The sequence below is a fragment of the Croceitalea sp. W27 genome (assembly GCF_055693185.1).
The window spans coordinates 3561385-3586312 of sequence record NZ_CM146327.1; the positions used below are offsets into that span (position 1 = coordinate 3561385).

Consider the following 24928-nt stretch of genomic DNA (forward strand, 5'->3'; position numbering starts at 1 on the left):
TTAGTAATCGGTTTCCCTGTTATTGATCCTGTCCTGCAACTCCCTAAAGGAGATGATATCGCTATACCTTCTGGTTTTTTGCTCTATCTCGGCGACCATTTCCTTGGATTTCTGTTCCCTCTCTTTCAATACTTTAGCCCGCTCCGCATCTGACATTTTGAGGTAATCGCTGGAAAGGATCTGTTGTACAAAATCCAAGTCATCCAAGGAGTTTTCAATAATGTTTTCAAAGGATTGTGATACCCTGGTAACTTCATCGGGAGTGATATAGGGGGAATTCAAAATATGTCGCACGTCTCCACGGACCACATCAAAAAGGCGTTGGTTGTTTCGGGCAAGTTCCCGAACGGCCTTTAACTGCTTGACCACATTGCTCACCTTTTCGATCCGCTCTTTTTGCTCTCGCATAAACTCTACGGTCTTGATAAGGTTTTGTGTCTGTTTTGCAGCTTCCAATATCTGCTTGCCCAGTGTAATAAAATTCGTATTGTCGTAGACGGGTAACCCCTGGCATGTAGCATGTGTGGGCAATAAAAATGTTCCGAGTGCCAAAAAGCACGTAAAAATGAATTTTCTCATAACTCTTTTGATTTTAAATGAATAAATTGTTTGATGGCTATTTCCATACAGCCATGTTCTTTATATAGGGCCATAATGGCGTCGTTTTCAGTTCCATCGGTGAGGTAGGCAGCAAATACTTCCAAAGGAACTTCCAATCTAAAAATGTTGCTCTCTTTCCCTATTTTGATGAATATCTCGGTGTATTTGCGTTTCCCCGATAAATTATTTTTAATGGATTTTAATTGATTGAGGTCATGCGTGGAAAGGTTCAACCGTTTTACCAATTCACCATAACCCTTTTCATTGTTCAAGCTATAAATGACCTGGGTGTTTTCCAGAATACTTGCAGATGTGGCATTGTTCGGCAATTGATTGATGGACTGCAAAACGATACCTATCGCACCCTCTTGTTTTCGTATCGCCTGGTAGTAGAATTCTACGGATTCCAATACGTTATCAAACTTTAATTGCTTGGCGAACTCGTCAAATAAAATGATTCCTTTTTCCTCCTTGTTTTTCCATATCGTGCGTTGGATAGCAGTTTTGATGAGTTTGAGCATTACGGACAATATTTCCTTGTTATCCTTTACTTCATCCAACTCAAAAACAATTAAGCGCTTATCCTCAATCTTATAGGATTGGTCTTCACTTGTTTCAAATAGGAAACTATAGAGACCACCCCTGACATATTCTGATAAAATGTGCAAGAAACCTTCCACGTTAAAGTAATCCGCATGTATTTTCAATTGCCCTAGCAGTTTGTGTTTTTGCGATTCGATATAGGTGTAAAAATGGGCTAAGGAATGTAGGTCACTACCGTTTTCTTTATAATAGGCGAACAGTATTTTTTTAAGAGCTACGGAATGTTCTTTTTTGGGTTTGGTTCCTTCACCAATCAATTCAAAAAGAAATACGGACAAATCTTCCAATCGTTCAGGGGTGACATCGTGACCATCTGCTATAAAGAAGGGGTTGATACCAAGGCTCTTTCCACTTTCATAGCGCAATACGGTAAACTGTTCGGGGTATAAACTGGCAAATTTGGTATAAGAGCCTCCCAAGTCGATAATGACCAAGCGAACCTTCATTTCAAAATATTGCCTTAGTATATTATTGGCCAAAAATGACTTTCCCTCACCCGTAGGTGCGAAAATGGCAAAGTTCCTTGCTTTGATACGTTTCTTTTTTTCATCCCAAACATCTTTTAAAACAGGTATGTTATGTTCCCTATCGTTGAAGATTATACCTTGCTTGTCCGTTCTGTAATTTGTATTGTTTATATATAGGCAAAGCGCATGTTTCAAATCTGTTACATACACATCTTGGTTAGAAAAATTGGAAGAGAAACATGGATAGCTATTGAGTAAATAGTTCTTGCGTTCTTCCCCTCTGGGATAGTATGGGGTAATATCCAGTTCCTTAAACTCGGATTTTATTCGAGAGCCTATATGTTCAAGCTCTTTGGCCTCCCTTGACCAATAGATAATGTTCAAATGTCCTCTAATGATCCGGGCATTATCATCACTATTGATTTGGTCAACGATATGTGCAATCTTTTTAAGGATGACCTTGTTCTGTGTTCCAAAATTTGAACTCTTCTTGAGTTCGACTATCTTCTTGTCCAGAAGCCTACGCCACTTTTGTTTATCATCTAAATAGATGACTTGGTTGACGATGTGATTCTCGTTCAAGGAAAGGCCAAGACCATCCATATACCCTTGATGAAAGACAAAATCGTCCGAGGTAAAGCGCTCATTGATTTTACTGGTCTGTATGCTTTCGCCAAAACAGGACTCGCTATTGATTGCCAATACATCAAAATGATGATTGCCAATGGTGACTTTGGATTTTTCCAAGAGCATATCGGTATCGTAACCGCTATTAAATCCATTGAAAAAATTATGGCCCAGTTCCAATATTTCATTTTTTTCAAGGGGTGTTATCGAAACCTTACGACTGTTGTTGATATAGTTTATGGAATCCGTTACCGAACCTATAAAGCTATGTGCCCTCTGATTTAATTCTTGGTAAATTCCCTTACTTACTTTTCTAAAGGGATTGACATATTTAGGGTTGTTCAGTGTTTTGTTCCGCACCATGGTGAAAAACAGATAGCATGTATGTTCCATGTATTCCCTTCCCTTAAAATGGTCGTGTGTCGCCTTTGCCAAAAAAGTATTGTTTGGTAGGCATTCCGAACTGAATTCTTTTTTTAAATACAGGTCCTGTTTATGAATCACACAACCTACGGGCAATGATTTCAGGGCTTGGAACCAGGTGCCGTGCAAGTCTTCAAAATCCCTTTCAGAAAGCGAATATATTTCTGGCAGTCCTACCTTATAACAGGCCATAAGATTACCATTATTGGCAAAAACCAGGTTATCCTGTATCTCAATGATGGGGTTGTATGCTGCTATGTTAATAATCGACATCATAAAGTATGTTCTCTTTTTTGTTACTAATGATTTTAGGAAACACCTTATTGAAATTCAATAGGATGGCTTTACGGGCAAGCTTGGTAAGACCGATATACAACATGCCGTTCCATAGGATAGCTCCTATGACTACCAATAAACTGAAAGAGAATATGATTATCAATAGCGATGCCAATATGGAGAGCATCATCATTGCAAAGAGCGATATGGGAAGTCCCCATATCATTGCTCCTTTGCGAATGTTTTTATATACCTCGTACTTTTTCATTGGATATGCTTTTTAACAATGGCCTCTATAAGGCTTAGACTACGATTCCAATGAGATAGGTAAAGATGCCCACCACTGCACCTGCGATAAGTACGAAGACCAAAACTCGGGTAATCCCTTTTTTGAGGTCTGCATTTTCTCCAAAGAAATGGCCTGCATTAAATAGGAATCCAATAAGAAAAATGATTCCTAGCAGTAAAGGGAAGATTGCCCTAATGGTATCACCTACATCATTGACCGAATCTTCGATACCTCCGATCTGTGCGAAAGTGGGCAGGCTCATCAGGAGCATGGCCCACGTTGGATAAAGTGTTCTTTTCATAAGGTTTACGTTTTATGGTTCTCCAGACAGGTCCTGAGAAACCTTGTTAAAAATTACTTTTTGCGAAATCTATAAGGGAATACAGGAAAAGGTTGAAAAGCCGAAAATATTAACGGGATTGAGCGTTAAATTTTGAAGGATAATTAGGTATTTGTTGAAATCTTTAAAAATTGTGCAATGTGAAATACAAATACACAATGAAGATGATACGGTTAAAAATAGATGTACTTCTTCTTTTTTTACTGCCTTTGGTTATGGTAGTCGGACAAGAAAAAAAGGTACTCCTTATAGATGCTGGACATGGGGGGACAGACTCAGGTGCAATAGGTGTCAATCATATTAAAGAGAAGGATATAACACTGACCATTGCAAAGGCCGTACTTACGTTGAACAAAACAATGTTGGGGAATCAATATGATATCTATTTGACCAGATATACCGATACGCTTATCTCATTAGGTCATAGGACCAAACTCGCAAGGGTGCTAAAACCAGACCTTTTTATTTCCATTCATTGCAACCATGCGCCCAATAAGATGGCTACCGGGATAGAAGTGTTTTTACATCGTAATACGCCATTACAAAATCCAAATCAAGAAGAATCCAATAGGATAGCCAAGGCTATGTTAGATGAGCTTGCCAAAAAATTAGGGTATCGTAGCAGGGGCGTAAAAACGGCCAATTTCCAAGTGTTAAGGCAAACCATACAAACCTGTCCTGCAATTTTAGTGGAGCTGGGTTTTTTATCGAACAATGATGAGGCGAATTACCTAGGAATAAAAAAGAACAGAAACGCATTGGCATTAGCTGTATTGATGCCAATTAAATTATGAGCATATGAAAGCCTTATTTGTGGACTTGTATAAAGTACTTAAAGAAATTACAATTACAGTTGGTGGGGAAATGTTCGCATTTATGAAGCAATTGTTTTCCAAAAACTGAAATTATCCGATACTGGAAATTAATAACAATAAAATCACTTATTATGAAATTTAATATTGAATCAAGGCCCAATCCATTACGACAACTGGATAATTTCAAGCAGTTAAAGACTGTCCTTAAATCAATTAAAGCTGATCAAGACGGTAAGTTCTTAAATGCGCTATTGATGCATTGTGAATCATTGCATGACGTTATCGCAAAAGATTTCCAAATAGCCGACCATGAACATATCGATATCCAATGTGAGGTCTTTTTTAATTTTCCCTTGAGTTCAATCGCCTGGATAAGGAACGGGTCACACCATTGTTTGCGGCAATTTGACAAGAGTGGGGTAGAGGCTACCTTTAAAGAACAGAAAGAACTGGGCCGGTATTTGCAAAGTCTAGAGCACATACCAAGTCTTATCCTTCCTATTAAATTAGAACTTACCCAAAAAATCGGGGATGCTAAAAGTAAGTTTGTTTATGAGGTGGTGGGTTAATCCGTTTTTCCGCTCTTATAACCGATACGCTTTCTGTTGCGTTGTTCGGTTTGCTCCTGATTTTTTTGAAGTAAGTAATTGATTGCCTCAAAAACATCATTGAATTTCTTGTTATACTTAGCTTCCAATTCTTGAAGTTTTTTCGTCAATTCCGTATGGGACAGGGCATATTTTCTCAAAAAAACAAAGGCACGTACAATCCGTATATTGGCTTCAATAGCTTTTGGGCTCCGTAGTACACTTGCCAACATTGCGATACCTTGCTCGGTAAACGCAAAAGGATTGTACTTACTGTATTTTCCTCTTCCTTGATGCTCTAAGGTCACAATTTGTGACCTTAGAGCTGTATATTCTTCTTTTGTCAGTTCAAACATAAAATCAAATGGAAAACGGTCTATGTTTCGTCGAACTGCCTGCTTTAGTTTTTTGGTTTCTGTGCCGTACAGCTCGGCAAGGTCAAAATCCAAAAGTACTTTTTGGCCCCGTATTTCGTAAATCCTGTTTTGTATGGTTTGTAGTTCCATCTTTAACCTATTTTTAGTTGTGACCATATCAACGGATGTTCACTAGCGATATGTGTTTCATTTTTAATGCTTTTGAGCATCTCCCACTGTGGTTTTTTTTTGAACCAAATCCCCTTTCTGATCAATCCGCTATTCTTTACCGCCTTATACAATCTATCGGAGAGCATCAAGTAGTCACGCTGTTTTAGGTTGACGCCCATTTTATAGGCTCCCAAACGAAAGTATTTCGAATCATTTCCTTTGTCCAGATCGACATCAAAAGTGCGATGCCTTGAAACATCTTTCAAATCTGTTCCTTCCACTAAAGGGGAAAGGAGTTTACTGTAATAAGGTACGTTTAAGGTGCCAACCACGGTAATTAAATGGTTTGTATTATAAAGTGATTTATATATTTCGGCTATTCTTTTGGATTGAATTTCAATCTTGGCATTGGTTTGTTCCGGTTTCTCGGAATCATTCAAAAAGCAAGTTGATAAGACGGTTATAATTGTTCCGTTTGGGGTCTTAATTTTATATTCCTGCAAATCCACATCAAAAATGGGATTCCCGTTTTCATCGGTATCGTTGACGTGTGATGTCATTGATTTTACCTGATACCCATCTTTCATTAAAATCCCGATTCCCCGCCCATAGCTATCATTGGTTTCCAAATAGTGAATATGTTTGTATGAAGCAGCTAAAAAGAATTTGTTGAATTCCAGTAAAGACGCCCTGTCCTCAACCTCTAATAGGATAAGGACATCAGGGGATACTTCTTTGATAACCCTGGCCTTATTGCCAATGGCAGTATCATTTATAGGATTGGAGTTTAGCTTTATCCAACCGTTCCAATCCGTTAAATGTGTTGCCTTATGGGTCTTTGCTCCCACACTTTTTTTTAAAAATAACCGTCCCATTTTATGCTTCATGATAAGGTATGGACTGTGTAGTGAATCTTCGAAACCCAAGAGTTCCGATAAAACGCGCATTCGGTTAAGCTCATTATTGGTGTGCATTCCTTTTAACAATAGTGTTTCAAATTCCTCGACCCATAGTTCTTTATTTTCCGCTCTATAGCTCTTTATCAAAATGCTGTTCCGATAAAAGATATTCTGGATGTTATATGTTGCCAGGATCATAATTTTTTTTTAAAAAGAAATTCTTGTTGTTTTTCAGTATCTCATCGATTTCCTCTTCGTCGTAATAGATGATTCCTCCCAGCTTAGAGAAAGGAATGGTTTCATTGATACGAAAGTTCTGTAAAGTCCCTGGACTAATGCCCAACTTTTTCATTACGATGTTTGACTTTATCCATTTATCAATGGTTATCCTATCGTAGTTGTTCAACAGTTCTTTTATTTCTGAAAGGAGTTCTTCCTTGAACTCTTTTAAATCATCGGAGGTAATAATGTTTGCAGGCATGATACTTCTTTTTTAAGGAATTGAACCGAAAGTTCCATTTGGACCCAATCCATATCGTTTGACATTCTTTGTACAAACTTGGGTTGTTTTCGGGAAAAAAAATCACCAGTTCCACCCTAGTTGGGTGAAATTTTAACATATGTAAGGCACCTATCAGGAATTGAATTATTGATCTCCTTTGTCCAAATTAGAGAGAAGACTAAGGGTCAAGTCGTCCAAAAACTTGGTGCGACTTTTTTTCCTGATTCGTATTTCACCATAGTTCTGGTATGGATCTCCGCTCTTGAAGTAAAAGGCTAGCTCCAAGGTCTTGATGATTTCACGAATGCTGACCTGCCCATCGTTAACTGCTCTACTGCTTTTTAAAGCATAGGCGAGTTCAGTCATATCTGTTTTGCTAGCCGTCCACTTTAACTGGTTGGGAGGGATTGTTTTATGTCCATTTAGCTTCCCAATGTTCTTCAACCGAATATCTAAATAAGCAATTAACCTGCGGTTGGCATCCAGTTTGGCCAATAGTAAATCATGGGAACTGCTGAACTCCGGATTCCTAAAGTAATATCTAGCATGGGTGATATTGAATTCGTTGAAATATTCCCTTGTAAAGTAGTGGGTGTCCAAATAGGTTTTTCCTTGGTCTATGTATTGGATGAAGTCAAGATTTCGTGAAAAGAAACTATTCAGTTTTTTCAACTTTCTGATAATATATTTTTGCTTGGTACCGTCATCGCCATTGGGATAATGTATCTCAAAGGATTTCAGTTCAAAGAAATACACCAGATTGCGCAAGGGCACTTGTTTTGTATGTTTAAAAAAGGCAATCTCTTTGGATGCTGATTCAAATTCCTTTTTTGAGACATGTCTTTTCAATTTTATGAGTAGGTTACGACAAAGTACAATGGACAGATCACTTTTTTTGACTACATCTGTTGTAATCGATTCAATTCTTGCAAGTTCATCTGAAAGTTCTTGAGATAGTAGTTGTAGTTCCATAAGCTGACCTTTGAGCATTAGTAACCATAGTAGATAAAAACATGGTGCGATTGGGGATATGCTTTATTTAAGGGTCAGACAATCTAATACTTATCCGCAATTATTGTGCCTTAATTCTTGTTAATTGTAAAAGCTATAACAATTGTTGGTCATACAAAAGCAGTATTGAGTGTAAGACCATTTCCAATGAGTAATTATCAAGTTTTGGCAGAGCTTTCAATTATTTAGAATCTATGTTTTGATTTGGTAATGGGATTTGCACAGTTATCCAAAAATGCGGGAACCCTCTAGAGACTTATCTCGCTACCTCCAAAAGGAAAAAAATCCGACCAAATTTTTGAATGAATTTTCAATTGTACATTTATTTAACATGGTTGCAAAAATGATATTTTAACTGACCAATGTCATAGTCTATACTACCTCTTTCATCTACCTTCAGATGTAAAATCAGGAGGTTATGAAGCCAAAAAAAAATCCAAAAGCAGACTTAAATAAGAATAGCGGACTCTACTTTGTAATTGGACTTACATTGGTTCTATTTCTCACTTGGAGAGCCCTAGAGTTAAAAAGCTATGATACCGCTATTCATGAGGCTGTAATTGCCCATACGATGGAACCAGATTTAGATGAAGAAGTTCCCATAACAAAAGAAGTCGCACCCCCTCCACCAACACTGCCCCCTTCTGCCCCTACAATTATCGAAGTTGTTGATGATACTGAAGAAATTGAAGAAACGATCATACAAAGTACAGAAACCGATCAAGAGGCTTCCATCGATGCTCCTGTCCTTTCTGTCGATGATGTCTTGATGGAAGAAATAGAGGAAGAAATTACCGTTCCTTTTGCGGTTATTGAAGATGTGCCCATTTTCCCAGGGTGTGAGAATGGTACCAATGCTGACAAAAGAGCTTGTTTTCAAAAAAAGATTCAAGAACATATTAAAGAAAACTTCAAATATCCACCCATTGCTTTAGAAATGGGTATTCAGGGAAAGGTATATGTACAGTTTATTATAAACAGTAGTGGTCATGTTACTAGTATTAAAACTAGGGGGCCAGATAAATTGCTGGAACAAGAAGCTAAAAGGATTATTGCTTCTTTACCTCAAATGACTCCTGGCAAACAACGCGGAATAGCAGTGAACGTGCCCTATAGCATACCTGTTAACTTTAAGTTGATGATTTAACTTTATCAATAAACATAAAGCGTCTTTCATAAAAATAATGTTGTGTGGATAACGGTTTTCATTATCATATATATAGTCATAGGGATATCTATGGTAATCCGAATTTTATTGTACGGTGTAAAACCTACTAAATCCTTGTCTTGGCTTTTAGCTATTTTCACTATTCCAGTAGGAGGAATGCTCTTGTATTTGTTACTTGGAAGAAATCGTAGAAAAAATAAGTTAGTAAGATTAAAGAAGGAAGTTTTTTCAAGTAGTAGTACATTACCTAATACCTTAGAATCAGTACAAAATAAAGAACATAAAAAGTTAATTCGTCTTATTTTTAAGAATTCGCTGTTTCCACCAACTTCCAATAATAATTTAAGATTATTGAAAGATGGAAAAACTACTTTTGAGTCTATTTTTGAGGCCTTAAGTAAGGCTAAATTTCAAATACATCTTCAATACTATATTTTTGAAGAAGGGGAGCTTGCCGATCAATTATTATTGCTTTTTGAGCAAAAGATAAATGAAGGGGTAAGGGTTCGAATGATTTATGATAGCATAGGCAGTTTTTCGTTAAGCAAATTATACCTAAGGAAGCTAACCGCTTTAGGTGTTGAAGCCTATCCCTTTCTTCCCTTTAAATTTGGCAGGTTTCTTTCCTCCTTAAATTATAGAAATCATCGTAAAATAATTGTAATTGATGGTGAGGTAGCATTTACTGGAGGGATAAATATTTCGGATAAATACTTAAAAGGAGATGCTGTTCTAGGAAATTGGCATGATATGCACCTAAGATTAGAAGGAGATGCCGCGCGCCAGCTAGATTATGTTTTTGCTAAGGATTGGTATTTGGTAAGCCAAAAAAAAATACAGCTTGAACCTAATATATCGTCTAAAATAGCTAATGTCGCTGCTGCCAATACGCTAGTGCAAATAGTTTCAGGTGGTCCAGATGATGACTTTCCATCGTTGGAGCAAGCTTATTTCACAATCATTAATAAGGCAAAGGAGTACCTTTATATAACCAACCCGTACATTATTCCCGGACAGGCAATTAAACAAGCGTTACAAACTTCAGCTCTTGGTGGGGTCGATGTACGATTGATGATTTCTGAAAAGACCGACAGTAAAATGGTGCGTACGTTCTTATTTTGAACCCCTGCTTAAATCCGGAATTAAAATCTATCTGTTCCCAGATGGTTTTTTACATAGTAAAATTATTGTAAGTGATGATGAAATTTCAACAATAGGCACTGCTAATTTGGACGACCGAAGTTTTGAACAAAACTATGAAGTAAATGCTATCATTTATAATAAACCAACTGCCAAGGCGTTGAAAGAGGATTTTTTAAAGGATATACATATTTGTAGAATACTCTCCTATGAGGAATATTTACAACGACCTTATACTGAAAAATTGAAAGAAGGTTTTGGAAAGATATTTAGTCCTATACTATAATATGAGCGTTTCATAGCCCAACTCGTTCTTACAGGTTTTGCCCTCTTCAAAATCGCTTAGGTTTTGTATGGTAATTTCAGCAATCCTTTCTAAGGCTTCCTCTGTAACAAACGCTTGATGCGGAGTAAGTATCACATTGGGATACGACAATAATTTTTTGAGCTGTTCATCTTTCAGGCCAGTACTGGAATTGTCTTTAAAGAAAATCCCCTTTTCTTTCTCATATACATCTGAACCATAAGCGCCTAATTCTTTGGTTTCCAAGGCTTTTAGCAATGCTTTGTGTTCAACGATAGCTCCTCTTGATGTATTAATAATTATGACTCCCTTTTTCATCCATCCCAACCTTTTTCCATTTATGAGTTGATGATTATCATACGATAGGGGTATGTGCAATGTAATGATATCAGATTTTCTACATAAGTTTTCTAAGCTTGTATATTCAACACCACAAAGCTCCACTAAATGATGATTTGGTTCAAGATCATTTGCTAAGATTTTACAGCCAAAACCACTCATAATTTTACACATTACGGCACCAATATTACCTGTTCCGATAATCCCAATTGTTTTACCATGTAGATTAAAACCCATCAAATTGTCCAGCAAAAAATTGTAATTAAGCACTTGTCTGTTGGCCAAAGGAATCTTTCTTGCTAATGATAAAAGAAGCGCAACTGCATGTTCCGCGATGGCATGAGGAGAATAATTAGGAACATTTGCCACTTTAAATCCTAGTTGATATGCTGGTTTTATACGTATGTTATTAAAACCCGTCGAGCGTGTAAGTATATACCTAACTCCCATGTCCCAAAGCTTTTCCAAGACAACCGAGCTTGCATCGTCTCCCGAAAAAATTGAGATTGCCTTGAAGTTTAGAGCTTGTGTAGCAGTTTCAAAGTCCAAGGCATCTTTAGTATAAGATATAGTATGAACTTCATTATTGGCCTTATTTAAAAATGGAATTTCAAATTCTTTGGCACTATATACCAGTAACTTCATGTTTTTTGGTTTTATAAAAAATTAAATCCTGCTCTTCCATTGCTACTATGACCAGTTTAACATATTCATCTACCGTTTTTTTAAAGTCTTTAGGGTCAGTGATATGAATTCCTGCTTTCCATATTGTTTGGCGTTCTTTCCCAACACAAATGCAATACAAGGCGGTTTCAGCATGGAAAACTTTAAAGGTTTCGTAATAATCATCTTCATAATAGATGCCTTGATGTTCCAAATAATCGGCACTAAAAAAGTCTTCTATTTTGGAAAGTTCGGTTCTTAGTGTTTTCTTATCCTCTGAACCTACGATTTTTGTAAAAAGTATAGCGTCGAAGTCTTTATCGAGCAACTGCTGTTCTACATCGGAGAGCTCTTTTTCGGATTGTTCCGACGAAGTAAACTCAACATCAAAAAGATCTATGCTCCGCATGGCTTCCACATTTCGTTCCTCAAAAACGGCCTTTAGTTTGCTTTCAAAATCTTCACGAACTTCTTCGTTATCCGTCATACCAACTACAAGTACTTTATTAGCATGGAACAAGACCGTATCCGGATCCTTCCAGTTGCTAACAAGATGAACTGAAGAACAGCTATATGATAAGAGTATTACTAAGCAGCCAGACATTAATTTTTTCATGATATTGATTTTAGTCTTTTATTTTTCTGACCTTGTAATCAGGATTACCCAAAGCCATTTTTTTATTTTTTCTGAGTATAGCGGTTAAATTTGAAAATCCTTTTTGTTTAGTATTTCTAAAGTCCAGGAGACATTCATTGACTTCCGAAAACAGTTTTTTATGTGTCTCTCTATAAGCTCGTTCCATTTCAAGTTGGTTTACATCATCAACCATTACTTCAAGTTGATTCATATGCTTTTGAACTTGTTTTAAAATTAAGGTCAATCGCTTTTGATTTTTAGCAATGGCCTCTTTAAGTGAAGCAATTTTTTTAAACTCCTCTTTTGTCAAAGTTTTCAAGGCAAAAAAGTGAATTAAATTAGTTAGAAATTGTTTTTCATCTTTAATAAAGGAAAGCTCTGAAAACCATTCCTTGGAATGTTCATGCATTTCTGTTGCGTCAAACCATTCTATGTAATTGTGAGAGGTCATTTTCTTATGTGTGTCTGAATAGATTAAAAAAATCGGCAAATGACCTCATATAGTAATTTGCCGATTGGAAAAGTTTAAACCACTTCAATTTTTCTTTTGTTTTTTTCGCTACTACTTTCTTTTTTAAGAAGTTGTAGTTTAAGGATTCCATTTTTATAGGTTGCCTTCACATCTTTGGTGTCATCTACCGTTTTAGGTAATTGTAATGACCTTCTAAAGGAGCGATAATTAAACTCTTTCCGCATATAATCCTCCTCCTTTTCTTCTTCTTCCTCGCTTTTTTGGGCTGAGACTTCAAGCACATCATCTTTCATGGTAATTTCAAAATCCTTTTTGTTAAAACCAGGTGATGCCAATTCAATTTCAAAATCTGAATCATGTTCCTTTACATTTATTGCCGGCGTTGACTTTTCTAAGTTGAAAAAGTCATCATCCAAAAAGAAGTCACGATCAAAGAAATCCCCTAAGCTGTTATTGAATGGAAATCTGTTTTTGTTGAATTTAATAAGTGACATAGTGTGAAATTTTAGGGTTAATATTGTTTCATTTTCTTTTATAAATGTATGTTGCTCCTTGGTTTTTAAAAATGACCAAAATCAGTTTAACCTCTTTTTTTAATTGTTGGATATTGGCTTTCTTTTTTTTAAAATACCGCCTGCGTAGTTGAATATTTCTGATTTAAGATCCTTAAACCTGATCATTGAATCTACTATTTTAGTTTTAAGGGCATCATGTTTTTTATAATACTGTAAGTCGCAGTATTCATCAGTGCACTCAATCATGCCGCCTAAATTATTTTCATGTTGGGCAATAGCTTTCTGCAATTCTGTTTTCCCTTTTTTTATTTTTTTTAAACGGTGTTGATAATCCTGTAACCGTTCAAATAGATTCGGTGTGTTTGGTTGAAATACGTAGGAACTAAGTAATTGATTGATGAACTTGATTTCATCCTTAATGAAATGTAAATTAGATTTCCAATCTTGTAATTCGTAATGCAGTTCTTCTATTTTTTTATTCTGCGTTTGTGATGAGTAGGCACTTTTCATATCAAATAGGATTAGGTTTATTAATTTGATTTTAAGTTTTGATGTACCTCAAAACCATTTCAAGATAAGTGCGGCCCATTTAATATAAAATGATATAAATCAGGTTGACTATGGTATTAAAATCTCGGCTTCCTCAGATAAGAAAGGAATACTCACTTTCCAGCCGAAAGTATCCTTTATTTTAATACGTAAACCATTTAAGGCGGTAGGTTCACCATGCATTAGAAAAATGAGTTCGGGAACATTTTTTATACCGCTTAACCAATTGATAAGTTCCGTCTGGTCTGCGTGCGCCGAGAGACTTTCCATATGTTTTATTGTGGCCTTAACAGGAACATATTTGCCAAATATTTTGACTTCACGGGTACCTTCCAATAATAATCTACCTCGTGTACCTTCGGCTTGATAACCCACCAAAAGAACTGTTGTGGATGGGCTGTTGATTAGTTGTTTTAAATAGGTCAATACTCTGCCGCCCGTGACCATACCACTACCTGCTATTACAATTTTTGGTCTTGGATTATCAATGGTTTGCCAGGTATCCGCATAAGAACTGATGATATTAAAATGTTGGCACATCGCATGATATTCTTTCATCCCCAGTTTATGCCATTCTGGAAATTGTTCAAAAACCTTTAGTACGTTATTTCCCATGGGGCTGTCAATGAAAATTGGAATGTTAGGAATACTATTTTGACGATATAGTTTCCATAACACATACATTAAGGATTGCAATCGTTCTACGGCAAAAGAAGGAATAATAAGATTACCTCTATTCGTAACAGTTTCTTTAATAAGAGTGGTTAACAAATCAATAATATTCTCTTTTGGATGTAATTTATGACCGTAAGTACTTTCCATAAATACATAATCTGCCCACTTGGGAAACTTTGGGGAATCGAGTAGATAGTCATTCTGTCTACCAATATCTCCAGAAAAAACAAAAAGCTTTCCAAAAATCTCAAGTTCTATGAAACAGGAGCCTATGATATGTCCGTTGTATACAAATCGAAACTTGATGTTTTTTGAGAGTTGCGACCACTGTTCAAGTTCTTGAAATTCAAAAAAGTTCAATGTCCTTTCCACATCTTTTAAATTATAAAATGGCAATGCTGGATGATGCTTGGAAAACCCTTCTGCATTAGCTTTTTCTGCCTCTTCTTCATGTATTTTAGCACTATCCTGTAATATAATTTCAGTAATTGCCAAGGTTGGGGAGGTTCCTATTATTTTTCCGGTGAATCCCTCTTTTATAAGCCTGGGGAGATATCCAGTATGGTCTAAATGGCCATGCGTAACCAAGACAAAATCAATTTTAGAAACTTCAATAGGAAGCGGTTTCCAGTTCAACTCCAGAAGTTCCTTTAACCCCTGGAACATACCGCAATCGACCATGATGTTTAACTCTGGAGTATCTAAATAGGTCTTAGATCCTGTCACGGTACCTGCACCACCTAAAAAGTGAACTTTAATCCTGTTCATAATCAGGGATTACATAGTTGACTTATTTCGCTATATATTTTTTCTTTTCGTTCTTTGGAAACCCTTAAATGGTCAAGAAAAAATTTATCATCCATAAGTTGTCTGCACAGAACGATATCCCTGCTTAATAGAAAATGTTTTTCTCTATTGGTCAATAACGTAGAAACAGTTATGGGGTAGAGTCTTAACCTGTCTATTCGTTCTTTTATGCTATCATTTTTTGGATAATCCCAACTTAGTAGATATAATCCTGCACATTCTCCATACTGTATAGCATCTTTTGTAAATCGTGTATTGGTAACAACCCATCCATTTCCAATACTTTTGTCTTCCTTTTTATTCTCCCAATGGGTTTTAACATCGTTATACCTCGAGTTTATATACAGCGGTATTTTTACATTGCAATTACGTCCTTCTTCTCCATGAAACTTACATTCGACAATACTGATTTTTTTATTTTTCTCGGCAATAATGTCTATTTCATGGGATACACATATTCCAGATGTATTCTGATTTAATTGCGTAGAATAACCTGAAAACTCCAAAATAGCAGCAACAAATCTTTCAAATGGGAAGCCTGTGGGACCTAATTCATAGATAGCCTTTTTCAATTTGTACTTCGAAGCAAAAACCGATTTCTTTTGCTTTAATAGTGTAAATGCACGGTTGTATATTTCTTTTGTTGAAATACCTTGATACATTTCATTGCAAACCGTATTCACGATTTGTTTGATCAGAATATCATCTGCGCCACTGTGTTTCAATGAACCGCGTAGTTTTTCAATAGAGAACTTCACGCTCTCACCGGAAGACTTGAGAACATCCATGGAGTCTTTTTTCATAAGGGTTGTTTTTTTAGATTGATGTTCACTTCCGGAAATTTTAGCAATTGTAAGGTGGTCGATGCCAGTTTTACAGCATCCTTAGTTTGTGCCACTGCTAGTTGGATGCTTTCATAGAGTTGGTGTTTAGTGGCACGTCTTTTTTTGTAATCTGTTATATATCGTAAATTCAACGCCACCCAATTATCCGTCAAACTGGTCGCTATTGTTGGTTCAATTGTTGCATTTTCAATATAATAGTGCTCAACCATTTCTTCCCATTTTGCAAAAGAGTTCTTTGCATAGTCCGATAGTTGCTCTTTTGCAATTTTTAATACTACCTGCTTGGCAAGTTCTACGTCGGAGTCATAGGTTATCAATACGTTGAGTTCGTCCCAAACAAATGGAAAGTGCATGGAATAATTTTTAATTGGACCCTTGAAGACAAAGGCGTTGCTTATTTTGATTATCCTGCCCGAATAGTTATCGCTACTGACCCATTCACCTATCTCCATAATAGTAGTGTAAATACTATCAATGTCAATAACATCTCCCTTGATATTATTAATTTCAATTCGGTCACCCGGTTTATAGACCCGAACAAAAAAGATATAAAATGATCCTGCTACACTTAATATCAATTCTTGCAAAGTAAATGTAAGCCCAGCTGTAAAAAGCCCTATGATGATAGTATAATCTTTCACATCATCTAGGGTAAATGAGACTATAAAGAGTAATAGTATCAGAATATATCCAATAATTTCAAGTCCTTTCTGGGCTTTATATCGTATCGTATTATTTTCAATCCGCCGTTTTAAGAGCTTTCTTAAAGAGCCTATAGTCAATAGGATAATTACCAGCCAAATTAAAATTCCAGAAATCTTAATTACAACTGGTTTGCTAAAAAAATCAAGTATTTCTTGCATCTAGCTTTGGATTTTGTAAAAATCCCTCACTCGTGCTTTGATTTGATTTTCGGTCATGCTATCTACTTTAATTACAGCTTTTGTTTTAGCAGCCAGTAATGGATACGATTGATTTAGTTCTTTTTTCAGTTTTTCATTAGTGCCAGCTGGCCCCAAAAGAATTAACATATCGGCATCCATAACCTTGTTGGCAATTTGATCGAAGTATTTCTTAAACTGATGCTTTTCTCTTTCCAAATACTTACTATCCTGAACCACATCTTGAGGCCCTCCTTTTAATTTAGTTCCAGAGCCTCCTTTTGGGTTAAAAAACTCCAGTTCTGAAAATAACGTATCCAAGTATTCAATATCATCTATTAATGTAACAATATGGGCCTTTTCTTTGTCTAGCCATACTCCAACTTTTTTCATAATTAGCGTATTTTATTTTTTGCAAATTTTAATTCATTTTCTAGTTTAAGAATTGTCCTTTAAAACCAGAATTGGGATTTTACTGTCATACCCAATTTCCTTTACCAAGGGATTGGAGAGAATACTACTAAAGAAGAAATGTTTTCTATTTAAAAAGGCGATCATATCGCTTCCTCTACTATCGGTAAAGGCTTCAATTCCCTGACTTACTTTAACTTTTTTAAGCGTGTGAAAACTATAATCGAGACCTTGCATCATATCTTCCAATAATGCTTTGTTGTTTTCTTGACCGGTATTTAACTTACCTCGCTTTTCTATATGTAGTACACGAATCCCAGAGTTATGCATTTTAGCTATTTCGAACATATAATAAAGTTCTTTCCTTCTAAAAACGGTCTTATAATCAGTTGGGAAGACAATCTCTTTTGGTCTAGAAAAGCTAAAATCTGCGGGTACAGCTATAACAGGACATTGAGTGATCTTCTCCATCACACCTACTGTATTAGTACCTAAAATGGCATTAGTAGAATCGGTAAGCCCTTTAGTGCCCATGACAATAATATCTATATCCTTTGCTTTTAAAACCTCTTCTATAGCCACTAAAAGAGCATTAAAAGTACAGATGGTATGGAATGTATGTTTGTCATTGTCTGGATGTAAACGTAAGATTTCCATAAGACGTTTCATTCCCTCCGTTGACTCCAACTTTGCTGCTTCATAATGACGTTCACCGGCCTCTGCCACCATTAAACTATCCAAAGAATATCCTGATGCATGAAAGGTGTTTAAAAAATAAAAATCGCAGCGTACATCCTTGTATAAATCAAAAGCGTACCTAATTGCATTTAATGCGTTTTTTGAGTAGTCCGTAGGCAATAAAATTCTTTTGTTCATAACAGTTTTACTTAGGTTATTGGATAAAAGTATAACTGCAAAGAATGCTATGAAATGATAATTGTCATGCCTGTATGGGAAGAATAAGTAAAGGTGTTTCTGTGTAAATACTTAGATTTAAAGCAATAGGTTCTTTAAATAATCTATCCAAAAAATGGTTTGGATAGTAAGACATGGCCAATAAATCCAGTTCATGTTGTTTTGCAAATTTGCTTATCGTTTTTGCTTTTGAATTTTTTTCGGGGACGGTATGAAAACGAAGACATATATCCTTAAAAAATGTACTTATGCTAGTCTTGTTTTTTTCTTGTGATGTATGCAGTACATCATCTTTATTAATATGAACTACATGGAGTGCGGCTTCATAGAATAATGCTAATGATTTTATAAACGATAATGTAGATTCTGCTACTGAATGCTTGAAACTGGTAATATAACCTAATTGTGAGATAGGTCTAAAGTCTATCTGCCTTGGGACACAGAGTATGGGACAATTGATGTTACTTTTTATAATTTTAATAGTATTACTACCTAGAAAAATGGTCTTCAATCCAGTTCTACCCTTATTTCCCATTACAACAAGGTCTATGGGTTTTTCAGTCAGATATGCCATCATTGCTTTTTCTAAAGAATTATTCTTAGGAACCGTTTTAAAAGAGTGTAAAGATTTCTGTTTGGTATCCGCATCTGCTGTAATTTTATGATACGTTTCTCTAAGACTTTCGGCAGTTCTCTGACTAAAAAATTCTTTTAGCTTTTTACTTGTTTTATTCCCTTTAAATTCGTCTTTAAAATGCGAATTCCGGTCAAAGGCGTGTAGAATATGAAACGCACATTTTTGACCTTTGTACAATTGCGTTGCATAAAAAAGCGCATTGTAGGCGTCATGCGAAAAATCGGTCAGAACAAGTATGTTACGTATCATAAGGACTATTTAAAATGTGGAATTACCATAAAGGGAATGGTAATATGAAAACCTATTTTTTTGATAACAGGTTCAATAAAAAGTCGTTCTACAAAAGTGTGCTTGTTTTGCACCATGACCAATAAGTTTATCTTATGTTTTAGTTGAAAATTATTTATGGCATTTATTATTTCTTGATTGGGTTTGTCATGGAATAGGTGCGCAATACCCTTAAAAACACGAGCTAATTTATCTTTGTTCTTTTTCTGTTTGTCAGAAAGCTCATAACCATAGGATACATGGAGTATTTCGATACTCGATATATGTTGCCTGGCAATTTTAAGCAAAACATGTAATGGCCTAGTTTTAAAATCCACTTCATAGTCCGTTGGAAAAAGAATTTCTTTAGGTACTTCGTATTTGAAATTGGGTGGCACCGCAATTACGGGACATTTTGCATTTTTTATCACATGGACGGTATGTGTGCCGAGCAAAATTTCTTTTGCACCGGTGGCGCCTGTAGTACCCATAACGATTACATCAATCTTTTTATCTTCGACCATTTCATGAATTTGATGGTTTAAGGTGCTCAAACATGCAAAAGCATGAAAAGAATGTTTATCGTTTTTAAACTCTTCCTCTAGTTTATTTTGAAGGTTATTTAAATCTTTTACTGCTTTTTGCCTAATTACATCTCCAAGACCAATCTGTTCGGGATATCCAACAACATATTCTACATGATATACCGGCGGCATGTAGGTATGCAGTAGGTAAAATTCACACTCCATATCTTTAAATGCAAGTAAGGCGTACTTAATGGCATTAGTAGAATTATCTGAGAAATCTGTTGGAAGCAGTACGCGTAGCATAACTCTATGGTTTAAAATTAGATATTCAAAACTACCCTTAAGTAGTATCAAAAACCATGATATTGGTCAGTTTACAACCGATGAGGTTTTGTATTTTGCACCTATAAAAAGGAGTAGGGATGAAGGGTAATTTTGATAAACTAATAATTTCGGATACACCTGTGCTCGTGGACTTTTTTGCGGAATGGTGCGGACCATGTAAAATGCTTTCCCCCATTTTAGAACAAGTAAAGCAAGAGCTAAAGGAAAAGGTGCGCATCGTTAAAATAGATGTGGATAAAAACCAATCTTTAGCCAATAAATACCATGTTCGCGGAGTCCCGACTATGATACTTTTTAAAAATGGAGAACAACTATGGAGGCAATCTGGGGTGCTACAAAAAGATGCGGTTATAGCTATTGTAAAATCATATAATTGAAACCAACTACGACTTTAAACCATAGCACCGTAGTAGGTTTTAGAAGTGCTGTATGACCAATATCATTTTACATTCTTCACATAGAATTTATTTTTAGAAAAACTAAGTTTGCAAAAATGAAAAAAGAAAATGTAAAAATTGATTTATCAGAATTATTTGAGCAGAGCGATGATATTAAAAGTGATATGATCTTTTTTAAAAAGGATATGACTTTTTTAAAACATTTGCTGGACCGTTATTTTAATAAAATCTTTAAAATTGAAAATATAGATGAACTTAGAGAGTGTGTTATGCGTTTTCAAGACTTGAGTTTCTCTTATACCAAACTAGTCGATATGCTTGAATTACATCGTTCAAAACTTCTATATGCCATAAACACAGGACTACAAAAAAATAGGGAGATTTTGGCAGAAGAACATTCCCATTTATGTTGCAAGATGCGACAATTTACAAGCATCTATATTAGAACAAGAGCTGAAATTCTTAGTATTACCGAAGATGTTTTAGAGAAAAAAGCATCAAGACTAAGGGTATATAAAAGTACTGGCCTGTTTTCTTATAACTAATTTTCCATTGCCAATTCTTGCCAAGCAAGAGCTGCAGGACCCAAAATAGCATCGTTACTTACGGTTTTCGAAATAAATACTTTTATTTTCCCTTTGTAGGCATTAAATAGGGAAGCTTCCATGCTTTGAATTAAAGGCTGTGAAAATAACTCTCCCGCTTTGCTTAGACCTCCGGTTAAGATAAAGGCTTCGGGTTCTAGATGGGCAACGGTATCTGCCATTTTACTTCCTAAGATTTTTGCTGTTCGTTGGAATGCCTCTAAAGCAATATTATCGCCCTTTAATGCAGCTTCCGATATTTCTTTACCGGTTAAATCATCAAAACTATAGTTTCGCAATATAGAATCTTCCTTACTATCGGATAACAATCTAAAAACTGTCCGTTTAATTCCTGTAACAGATGCGTAGGTTTCCAAGCATCCTTTTAATCCGCAATTGCACTCTCTTCCATTGGGATATACATTTACATGACCTAATTCACCAGCCATGCCATATTCTCCTACGACTAATTTCTTTTCGTTTATAATTCCACTTCCCAAACCTGTTCCCAGAGTAAGTACCACAAAATTTTTCATGCCTTTTGCCATACCAAAATACAATTCTCCCAATGCCGATGCATTAGCATCATTTGTAATATAGATAGACTTATCTATAATTTGTAAAACAGTATCTTTTAAGGGCACCTCTTTTCCCCATCTAAAGTTTGGAGGATTTTCCATGGCTCCTGTTTTGTAATTGGCGTTAGGTGCACCTATGCCAATACCCAGAATAGTATGTCTTATACCTTTGGTAGAAAGTAGCTTCCTTATTTCTTTCTCCAAAAGAATTTTAAAATCTGTAAAGGGTTTTTTTGCTTCAGTTTTGAATACATGGCTAGAAAGAATCGTTCCATTTCTGTCTACCAAACCAATTTTTGTAAAAGTGCCTCCAATATCTATAGCGAGTACAACGTCAATTTTATCTTTACGCATGGTGATGGGACTTTAAGCTATTACAAAGCAATAAAAGTATTTTTAGCTCTTTACTGATATATATCATCCCCCATTTAATTTATAGGGATTAATTTATGGGGAAATGGAAATTATGAGAACGTATGCCACTTTAAAAAACCTTTCTACACTTGAGGGAAAGGAGTGTATTATTCGTAATCTAAACCGAATTTTAGATATGGTAATATTAGACTTGGATATTGAAACTGGTACAATTACGTTTTATGTTGCAACAAAAAGGACTTTAGAAAAAGTAAAACGAGAGCTAAACTGCATTGGATTTCCTATTCTAAATCTAAAAGTTCAAAACAAAAAAAATAAAAGAGAGTATAGTAGCTTCTATTAAAAGCCTTGGCTAGTTGGAGTGTCTTATTCTAAAAGGTGCATGACTAAAAAGGGAACTTTTATTCTAAATGCCACATTTTTAACAACCTGTTCTCTAGTCAACTTCTGCATAAAACTGTGCCAATAGTCTATCATTGCTACCATGCCAATATCCTCATTTTGTTCAACAAGCTTTACAATTTCTTTAGATACCTTATCTTTTTTATCTATCTCTACTATTTCATAAGGCACTTGGTTTAGTCTTTTTGCAATGACTTTTTTGGCAGTTTCTTGATGCATTACCTTCTTCTCCTTATCTATTAAATGCAAAACACGGATTTTTGAGTCCCATAGTTTTGACAACACCAGCATTGGATGTAACTCATATTTATCATATACATGTTCAAAACCAGTTGCAAAAAGTATTTCATCCGGAATATCAAAACTATAATCAGCGGGAACGGCAACAATAGGACAAAAATCTATTTTGCTAATTATCTTTACGGTGTTGCTCCCAAGGAAAACACTTTTTAAGCCGCTTGCACCTTTTGTTCCCATAAATATGTAATAAATGTTGAGGTCTAGTACTGATTGCCCAATGGCATTCACTAAAGAATCTGCTATGCACAGCGTCTTAAAGACATGTTTAGGATTATCGTTCTCTAATTTAACCGTAGTAAGAACATCCTTTAGTTTTTTTTCAGAACCTTCTTTATTAATTTGAAATAGTCTAGTATTTCGTGCTTTATTACGTTTGCTTTCTAGGTTGGAAGCCCCAGTTTGGAAAGCATTTAAAATGTAAAATGTACATTCTTCTTTTTCAAACAAGTAAACGGCATAACGTAATGCATGATACGCGTTATCCGAAAAATCCGTGGGCAATAATATTTTTAACATAGTTTTTATTATTCTGGTAGCACTAATAGAGGAATCTTTGTGTGAAACCCTATTTTTTTTACTACCGGTTCTTGTGTTAATTTTTCCATGAATGTATGGCTGTAATGGACCAGAGCAATCATGTCTGCCATCTGCTCTTGAGCAAATTCATTAATTGCTTCGGCTACTGTGGTATTGATAGTTCCTTTATAGAAAGAATGATAAACGGTATCCAACCTGGCTTTTAAAATTTCCTTATTTGTCAATTGTTGTTCGGAAAGCTTAAATTCTTGGGCGACATGAAAGACCAGTATTTGCGATTTCCAGGTTTCAGCCATCGCAACAAGAGGCATTAACTGTTCCTTGGAAAAGAAATTAGCATATTCGGTAGGGAAGACAATCTTTTTTAAAGATTGAAAATTGAATTTTTTAGGAATCGCTAAAATGGGGCAGTTCTTATTCTTTTTTAATACTCTTACCGTATTGCTTCCTAAAAAAATTTGTTTTGCACCCGTTGCGCCCTTTGTTCCCATAACAATTAAATCCAAATCATGTTTTGGAATAAGTTCGCTTACTTTAGTAGCTATATCTCCTTGTACTACCATTGCCGAAAAATGGTGTTTTTGATTATCGGATACTTTTTTTATTGTTTTTAAAGTGTCTTCCATTTTTTCTGTGACGTCCCTCTGTATGGCATCATAAACCATTCCTGCCCTAGTTGAACTTTGGCGACTTGTAGTGTTTCTGGTATTGGACTCATAAACGTGTAACAAAATAAAATTACAGGAGGTATTATATTGCAATTTCATAGCCGTAAAAACTGCATTTAAAGCATTGTCCGAAAAATCTGTTGGCAATAGTATATTTTTCATTTTTATGTTTTTATCGAGGTAAATTTTGCATGACCAAAAACGGGATTTTAGTAGTGAGTCCTATTTCATCTACTGTGGAACGATATAGCATATCTTCCAGAAAGGAATGTCTGGAATTCACCATGACCAGGAAATCAATGTTTTTCAATTTGATATAGTCTTGAATAGCTTCAGCTTTATTTTTTACCGGGGTTCTTTCAAAAAAGAGATATGAATTTGGCAAAGATGCTGTTAGAAAGCGTTTGTTGTCCAATTGTCTATGACTCAGATTCTCAAAATCAGAAATATAAAGACAATGCACTTCAGATTTATATTCCATACAAAGACAGTCTAAGAGCTTTAGTTCTCTTCTTTTGTAGGGTAACATATAATCGGTTGGGAATAAAATTTTCTTGGGTTGTTCAAACTCAGCTTCATTAGGTACTGCCAATACAGGGCATTGAACATATTTAAATACCTGAACCGTATGACTGCCAAATGTTATTTTTTTATCATTGGTCTTCCCCCTAGTTCCCATAATGACCAAATCAATATTTAATTCATTTACAAAATCATTCACTGCATCAACTAATGAATCAAAAGCACTTACAGTTTCATAAGTGTGTTTTGGGTTGGGGGGAATTTCTGCAACCTCTTTTAGTAGTGCATTCAACTTTTTATGGGTTTCTTTCTTAACCTTTTCTTTTTCCACTTCTATATCCAGTTTAGAGTTGGCTCTAAATGGACCATATACTTCATCTCCATAAGCATGGAGAAAATAGAATCTACTCCGTTCACATTTATAAAGAGCCATGGCATACTTAATGGCATGCGTGGCATTTTCTGAAAAGTCGGTGGGAATCAAAACGGTTCTCATACAAT

Annotated in this window: 32 protein-coding genes; 8 read left to right on the top strand and 24 right to left on the bottom strand. The window is 35.6% G+C overall.

The genetic code is table 11. The features are described from left to right. Genes ACZ1GR_RS16180 through ACZ1GR_RS16195 form a run of 4 tightly spaced genes read right to left on the bottom strand, consistent with a single transcriptional unit; the run spans position 1 to position 3586 of the window. Positions 1 to 579 carry a conjugal transfer protein gene (locus tag ACZ1GR_RS16180; RefSeq protein ID WP_472609891.1) on the bottom strand — a complete coding sequence of 193 codons (579 nt, stop codon included), beginning with the start codon at positions 577 to 579 and terminating at the stop codon, positions 1 to 3. Beyond that, positions 576 to 2993, bottom strand: coding sequence for a TraG family conjugative transposon ATPase (locus ACZ1GR_RS16185; protein WP_472611831.1), 2418 nt, complete (start codon positions 2991 to 2993; stop codon positions 576 to 578). The genes ACZ1GR_RS16180 and ACZ1GR_RS16185 overlap by 4 nt, the downstream gene beginning before the upstream one ends. Further along, positions 2980 to 3264 carry a hypothetical protein gene (locus ACZ1GR_RS16190; protein WP_472609892.1) on the bottom strand — a complete coding sequence of 95 codons (285 nt, stop codon included), beginning with the start codon at positions 3262 to 3264 and terminating at the stop codon, positions 2980 to 2982. The genes ACZ1GR_RS16185 and ACZ1GR_RS16190 overlap by 14 nt, the downstream gene beginning before the upstream one ends. A gap of 34 nt (positions 3265 to 3298) precedes the next feature. Further along, positions 3299 to 3586 carry a hypothetical protein gene (locus tag ACZ1GR_RS16195; protein WP_472609893.1) on the bottom strand — a complete coding sequence of 96 codons (288 nt, stop codon included), beginning with the start codon at positions 3584 to 3586 and terminating at the stop codon, positions 3299 to 3301. Between the two features lie 203 nt (positions 3587 to 3789). Here ACZ1GR_RS16195 and ACZ1GR_RS16200 point away from each other — a divergent pair, with 203 nt between their 5' ends. Next, positions 3790 to 4419, top strand: a complete 630-nt coding sequence (locus tag ACZ1GR_RS16200; protein WP_472609894.1) for an N-acetylmuramoyl-L-alanine amidase family protein — start codon at positions 3790 to 3792, stop codon at positions 4417 to 4419. 152 nt (positions 4420 to 4571) lie between these two features. Next, positions 4572 to 5009, top strand: coding sequence for a hypothetical protein (locus tag ACZ1GR_RS16205; protein ID WP_472609895.1), 438 nt, complete (start codon positions 4572 to 4574; stop codon positions 5007 to 5009). Here ACZ1GR_RS16205 and ACZ1GR_RS16210 read toward each other — a convergent pair. From ACZ1GR_RS16210 to ACZ1GR_RS16225, 4 genes are all read right to left on the bottom strand, one after another. Then, positions 5006 to 5533, bottom strand: a complete 528-nt coding sequence (locus tag ACZ1GR_RS16210; RefSeq protein WP_472609896.1) for an ORF6N domain-containing protein — start codon at positions 5531 to 5533, stop codon at positions 5006 to 5008. The genes ACZ1GR_RS16205 and ACZ1GR_RS16210 overlap by 4 nt on opposite strands. Positions 5534 to 5535: 2 nt before the next feature. After that, positions 5536 to 6651 (bottom strand): hypothetical protein, encoded by a 1116-nt coding sequence (locus ACZ1GR_RS16215; RefSeq protein ID WP_472609897.1) that lies wholly within the window; start codon positions 6649 to 6651, stop codon positions 5536 to 5538. Next, positions 6632 to 6934 carry a helix-turn-helix domain-containing protein gene (locus ACZ1GR_RS16220; protein ID WP_472609898.1) on the bottom strand — a complete coding sequence of 101 codons (303 nt, stop codon included), beginning with the start codon at positions 6932 to 6934 and terminating at the stop codon, positions 6632 to 6634. The genes ACZ1GR_RS16215 and ACZ1GR_RS16220 overlap by 20 nt, the downstream gene beginning before the upstream one ends. Positions 6935 to 7099: 165 nt before the next feature. Then, the gene (locus ACZ1GR_RS16225; protein ID WP_472609899.1) at positions 7100 to 7927 is read right to left on the bottom strand and encodes an RteC domain-containing protein; all 828 of its coding nucleotides are present in this window, start codon (positions 7925 to 7927) and stop codon (positions 7100 to 7102) included. 457 nt (positions 7928 to 8384) lie between these two features. Between ACZ1GR_RS16225 and ACZ1GR_RS16230 the strand changes: the two genes are divergently transcribed. The 3 genes from ACZ1GR_RS16230 (at position 8385) to ACZ1GR_RS16240 (ending at position 10560) form a co-directional block, all read left to right on the top strand. Further along, a complete protein-coding gene (locus ACZ1GR_RS16230; protein ID WP_472609900.1) occupies positions 8385 to 9113 on the top strand; it encodes an energy transducer TonB in 729 nt (242 codons plus the stop codon). A 90-nt stretch (positions 9114 to 9203) separates the two neighbouring features. Beyond that, on the top strand, positions 9204 to 10256 hold the full coding sequence (gene cls, locus ACZ1GR_RS16235) for a cardiolipin synthase (protein ID WP_472609901.1): 1053 nt from the start codon (positions 9204 to 9206) through the stop codon (positions 10254 to 10256). A 25-nt stretch (positions 10257 to 10281) separates the two neighbouring features. After that, positions 10282 to 10560, top strand: coding sequence for a phospholipase D-like domain-containing protein (locus ACZ1GR_RS16240; protein ID WP_472611832.1), 279 nt, complete (start codon positions 10282 to 10284; stop codon positions 10558 to 10560). On the opposite strand, the gene ACZ1GR_RS16245 is transcribed toward ACZ1GR_RS16240, so the two are convergent. The 12 genes from ACZ1GR_RS16245 to ACZ1GR_RS16300 form a co-directional block, all read right to left on the bottom strand. Further along, on the bottom strand, positions 10555 to 11562 hold the full coding sequence (locus tag ACZ1GR_RS16245) for a 2-hydroxyacid dehydrogenase (protein ID WP_472609902.1): 1008 nt from the start codon (positions 11560 to 11562) through the stop codon (positions 10555 to 10557). The two genes, ACZ1GR_RS16240 and ACZ1GR_RS16245, sit on opposite strands and share 6 nt — an antisense overlap. Continuing rightward, positions 11543 to 12196 (bottom strand): hypothetical protein, encoded by a 654-nt coding sequence (locus ACZ1GR_RS16250; protein WP_472609903.1) that lies wholly within the window; start codon positions 12194 to 12196, stop codon positions 11543 to 11545. The genes ACZ1GR_RS16245 and ACZ1GR_RS16250 overlap by 20 nt, the downstream gene beginning before the upstream one ends. 10 nt (positions 12197 to 12206) lie before the next feature. Then, a complete protein-coding gene (locus tag ACZ1GR_RS16255) occupies positions 12207 to 12668 on the bottom strand; it encodes a hypothetical protein (RefSeq protein ID WP_472609904.1) in 462 nt (153 codons plus the stop codon). A gap of 74 nt (positions 12669 to 12742) precedes the next feature. Beyond that, the gene (locus ACZ1GR_RS16260) at positions 12743 to 13183 is read right to left on the bottom strand and encodes an Hsp20/alpha crystallin family protein (protein WP_472609905.1); all 441 of its coding nucleotides are present in this window, start codon (positions 13181 to 13183) and stop codon (positions 12743 to 12745) included. 99 nt (positions 13184 to 13282) lie between these two features. Further along, a complete protein-coding gene (locus tag ACZ1GR_RS16265; protein ID WP_472609906.1) occupies positions 13283 to 13714 on the bottom strand; it encodes a hypothetical protein in 432 nt (143 codons plus the stop codon). Positions 13715 to 13822: 108 nt separating this feature from the next. Continuing rightward, a complete protein-coding gene (locus ACZ1GR_RS16270) occupies positions 13823 to 15196 on the bottom strand; it encodes an MBL fold metallo-hydrolase RNA specificity domain-containing protein (protein WP_472609907.1) in 1374 nt (457 codons plus the stop codon). 2 nt (positions 15197 to 15198) lie between these two features. Next, positions 15199 to 16038: a restriction endonuclease gene (locus tag ACZ1GR_RS16275; RefSeq protein WP_472609908.1), complete on the bottom strand. Its 840-nt coding sequence runs from the start codon at positions 16036 to 16038 to the stop codon at positions 15199 to 15201. Then, entirely contained in the window at positions 16035 to 16943 is a 909-nt protein-coding gene (locus ACZ1GR_RS16280; RefSeq protein ID WP_472609909.1) for a mechanosensitive ion channel family protein, read from the bottom strand. Before ACZ1GR_RS16280 ends, ACZ1GR_RS16275 begins: the two co-directional genes overlap by 4 nt. Continuing rightward, on the bottom strand, positions 16944 to 17354 hold the full coding sequence (locus tag ACZ1GR_RS16285; RefSeq protein WP_472609910.1) for a hypothetical protein: 411 nt from the start codon (positions 17352 to 17354) through the stop codon (positions 16944 to 16946). A 45-nt stretch (positions 17355 to 17399) separates the two neighbouring features. Further along, the gene (locus ACZ1GR_RS16290) at positions 17400 to 18248 is read right to left on the bottom strand and encodes a universal stress protein (RefSeq protein WP_472609911.1); all 849 of its coding nucleotides are present in this window, start codon (positions 18246 to 18248) and stop codon (positions 17400 to 17402) included. Between the two features lie 64 nt (positions 18249 to 18312). After that, on the bottom strand, positions 18313 to 19173 hold the full coding sequence (locus ACZ1GR_RS16295) for a universal stress protein (protein WP_472609912.1): 861 nt from the start codon (positions 19171 to 19173) through the stop codon (positions 18313 to 18315). Positions 19174 to 19178: 5 nt separating this feature from the next. Beyond that, a complete protein-coding gene (locus tag ACZ1GR_RS16300; RefSeq protein WP_472609913.1) occupies positions 19179 to 20021 on the bottom strand; it encodes a universal stress protein in 843 nt (280 codons plus the stop codon). Positions 20022 to 20140: 119 nt separating this feature from the next. On the opposite strand from ACZ1GR_RS16300, the gene trxA reads away from it, so the two are divergent. Then, entirely contained in the window at positions 20141 to 20440 is a 300-nt protein-coding gene (gene trxA / locus ACZ1GR_RS16305) for a thioredoxin (RefSeq protein WP_472609914.1), read from the top strand. Between the two features lie 116 nt (positions 20441 to 20556). Then, complete coding sequence (locus ACZ1GR_RS16310) at positions 20557 to 21006, top strand: hypothetical protein (protein ID WP_472609915.1); 450 nt, start codon at positions 20557 to 20559, stop codon at positions 21004 to 21006. Here ACZ1GR_RS16310 and ACZ1GR_RS16315 read toward each other — a convergent pair. After that, positions 21003 to 21977 carry an ROK family protein gene (locus tag ACZ1GR_RS16315; protein WP_472609916.1) on the bottom strand — a complete coding sequence of 325 codons (975 nt, stop codon included), beginning with the start codon at positions 21975 to 21977 and terminating at the stop codon, positions 21003 to 21005. The genes ACZ1GR_RS16310 and ACZ1GR_RS16315 overlap by 4 nt on opposite strands. Before the next feature lie 103 nt (positions 21978 to 22080). Here ACZ1GR_RS16315 and ACZ1GR_RS16320 point away from each other — a divergent pair, with 103 nt between their 5' ends. Next, positions 22081 to 22341, top strand: a complete 261-nt coding sequence (locus ACZ1GR_RS16320; protein WP_472609917.1) for a hypothetical protein — start codon at positions 22081 to 22083, stop codon at positions 22339 to 22341. Between the two features lie 23 nt (positions 22342 to 22364). Here the strand turns inward: ACZ1GR_RS16320 and ACZ1GR_RS16325 are convergent, their stop codons facing one another. Genes ACZ1GR_RS16325 through ACZ1GR_RS16335 form a run of 3 tightly spaced genes read right to left on the bottom strand, consistent with a single transcriptional unit; the run spans position 22365 to position 24923 of the window. Continuing rightward, complete coding sequence (locus ACZ1GR_RS16325) at positions 22365 to 23216, bottom strand: universal stress protein (RefSeq protein ID WP_472609918.1); 852 nt, start codon at positions 23214 to 23216, stop codon at positions 22365 to 22367. 8 nt (positions 23217 to 23224) lie between these two features. After that, a complete protein-coding gene (locus ACZ1GR_RS16330; RefSeq protein WP_472609919.1) occupies positions 23225 to 24067 on the bottom strand; it encodes a universal stress protein in 843 nt (280 codons plus the stop codon). 10 nt (positions 24068 to 24077) lie between these two features. Continuing rightward, positions 24078 to 24923 carry a universal stress protein gene (locus ACZ1GR_RS16335; RefSeq protein WP_472609920.1) on the bottom strand — a complete coding sequence of 282 codons (846 nt, stop codon included), beginning with the start codon at positions 24921 to 24923 and terminating at the stop codon, positions 24078 to 24080. Positions 24924 to 24928 lie beyond the last annotated feature (5 nt).

What these genes read in the sequence shown, in the direction of transcription:
- ACZ1GR_RS16180 (WP_472609891.1), bottom strand. Translation starts at nt 579, where the DNA reads ATGAGAAAATTCATTTTTACGTGCTTTTTGGCACTCGGAACATTTTTA.
- ACZ1GR_RS16185 (WP_472611831.1), bottom strand. Translation starts at nt 2,993, where the DNA reads ATGTCGATTATTAACATAGCAGCATACAACCCCATCATTGAGATACAG.
- ACZ1GR_RS16190 (WP_472609892.1), bottom strand. Translation starts at nt 3,264, where the DNA reads ATGAAAAAGTACGAGGTATATAAAAACATTCGCAAAGGAGCAATGATA.
- ACZ1GR_RS16195 (WP_472609893.1), bottom strand. Translation starts at nt 3,586, where the DNA reads ATGAAAAGAACACTTTATCCAACGTGGGCCATGCTCCTGATGAGCCTG.
- ACZ1GR_RS16200 (WP_472609894.1), top strand. Translation starts at nt 3,790, where the DNA reads ATGATACGGTTAAAAATAGATGTACTTCTTCTTTTTTTACTGCCTTTG.
- ACZ1GR_RS16205 (WP_472609895.1), top strand. Translation starts at nt 4,572, where the DNA reads ATGAAATTTAATATTGAATCAAGGCCCAATCCATTACGACAACTGGAT.
- ACZ1GR_RS16210 (WP_472609896.1), bottom strand. Translation starts at nt 5,533, where the DNA reads ATGGAACTACAAACCATACAAAACAGGATTTACGAAATACGGGGCCAA.
- ACZ1GR_RS16215 (WP_472609897.1), bottom strand. Translation starts at nt 6,651, where the DNA reads ATGATCCTGGCAACATATAACATCCAGAATATCTTTTATCGGAACAGC.
- ACZ1GR_RS16220 (WP_472609898.1), bottom strand. Translation starts at nt 6,934, where the DNA reads ATGCCTGCAAACATTATTACCTCCGATGATTTAAAAGAGTTCAAGGAA.
- ACZ1GR_RS16225 (WP_472609899.1), bottom strand. Translation starts at nt 7,927, where the DNA reads ATGGAACTACAACTACTATCTCAAGAACTTTCAGATGAACTTGCAAGA.
- ACZ1GR_RS16230 (WP_472609900.1), top strand. Translation starts at nt 8,385, where the DNA reads ATGAAGCCAAAAAAAAATCCAAAAGCAGACTTAAATAAGAATAGCGGA.
- cls (WP_472609901.1), top strand. Translation starts at nt 9,204, where the DNA reads ATGGTAATCCGAATTTTATTGTACGGTGTAAAACCTACTAAATCCTTG.
- ACZ1GR_RS16245 (WP_472609902.1), bottom strand. Translation starts at nt 11,562, where the DNA reads ATGAAGTTACTGGTATATAGTGCCAAAGAATTTGAAATTCCATTTTTA.
- ACZ1GR_RS16250 (WP_472609903.1), bottom strand. Translation starts at nt 12,196, where the DNA reads ATGAAAAAATTAATGTCTGGCTGCTTAGTAATACTCTTATCATATAGC.
- ACZ1GR_RS16255 (WP_472609904.1), bottom strand. Translation starts at nt 12,668, where the DNA reads ATGACCTCTCACAATTACATAGAATGGTTTGACGCAACAGAAATGCAT.
- ACZ1GR_RS16260 (WP_472609905.1), bottom strand. Translation starts at nt 13,183, where the DNA reads ATGTCACTTATTAAATTCAACAAAAACAGATTTCCATTCAATAACAGC.
- ACZ1GR_RS16265 (WP_472609906.1), bottom strand. Translation starts at nt 13,714, where the DNA reads ATGAAAAGTGCCTACTCATCACAAACGCAGAATAAAAAAATAGAAGAA.
- ACZ1GR_RS16270 (WP_472609907.1), bottom strand. Translation starts at nt 15,196, where the DNA reads ATGAACAGGATTAAAGTTCACTTTTTAGGTGGTGCAGGTACCGTGACA.
- ACZ1GR_RS16275 (WP_472609908.1), bottom strand. Translation starts at nt 16,038, where the DNA reads ATGAAAAAAGACTCCATGGATGTTCTCAAGTCTTCCGGTGAGAGCGTG.
- ACZ1GR_RS16280 (WP_472609909.1), bottom strand. Translation starts at nt 16,943, where the DNA reads ATGCAAGAAATACTTGATTTTTTTAGCAAACCAGTTGTAATTAAGATT.
- ACZ1GR_RS16285 (WP_472609910.1), bottom strand. Translation starts at nt 17,354, where the DNA reads ATGAAAAAAGTTGGAGTATGGCTAGACAAAGAAAAGGCCCATATTGTT.
- ACZ1GR_RS16290 (WP_472609911.1), bottom strand. Translation starts at nt 18,248, where the DNA reads ATGAACAAAAGAATTTTATTGCCTACGGACTACTCAAAAAACGCATTA.
- ACZ1GR_RS16295 (WP_472609912.1), bottom strand. Translation starts at nt 19,173, where the DNA reads ATGATACGTAACATACTTGTTCTGACCGATTTTTCGCATGACGCCTAC.
- ACZ1GR_RS16300 (WP_472609913.1), bottom strand. Translation starts at nt 20,021, where the DNA reads ATGCTACGCGTACTGCTTCCAACAGATTTCTCAGATAATTCTACTAAT.
- trxA (WP_472609914.1), top strand. Translation starts at nt 20,141, where the DNA reads ATGAAGGGTAATTTTGATAAACTAATAATTTCGGATACACCTGTGCTC.
- ACZ1GR_RS16310 (WP_472609915.1), top strand. Translation starts at nt 20,557, where the DNA reads ATGAAAAAAGAAAATGTAAAAATTGATTTATCAGAATTATTTGAGCAG.
- ACZ1GR_RS16315 (WP_472609916.1), bottom strand. Translation starts at nt 21,977, where the DNA reads ATGCGTAAAGATAAAATTGACGTTGTACTCGCTATAGATATTGGAGGC.
- ACZ1GR_RS16320 (WP_472609917.1), top strand. Translation starts at nt 22,081, where the DNA reads ATGGAAATTATGAGAACGTATGCCACTTTAAAAAACCTTTCTACACTT.
- ACZ1GR_RS16325 (WP_472609918.1), bottom strand. Translation starts at nt 23,216, where the DNA reads ATGTTAAAAATATTATTGCCCACGGATTTTTCGGATAACGCGTATCAT.
- ACZ1GR_RS16330 (WP_472609919.1), bottom strand. Translation starts at nt 24,067, where the DNA reads ATGAAAAATATACTATTGCCAACAGATTTTTCGGACAATGCTTTAAAT.
- ACZ1GR_RS16335 (WP_472609920.1), bottom strand. Translation starts at nt 24,923, where the DNA reads ATGAGAACCGTTTTGATTCCCACCGACTTTTCAGAAAATGCCACGCAT.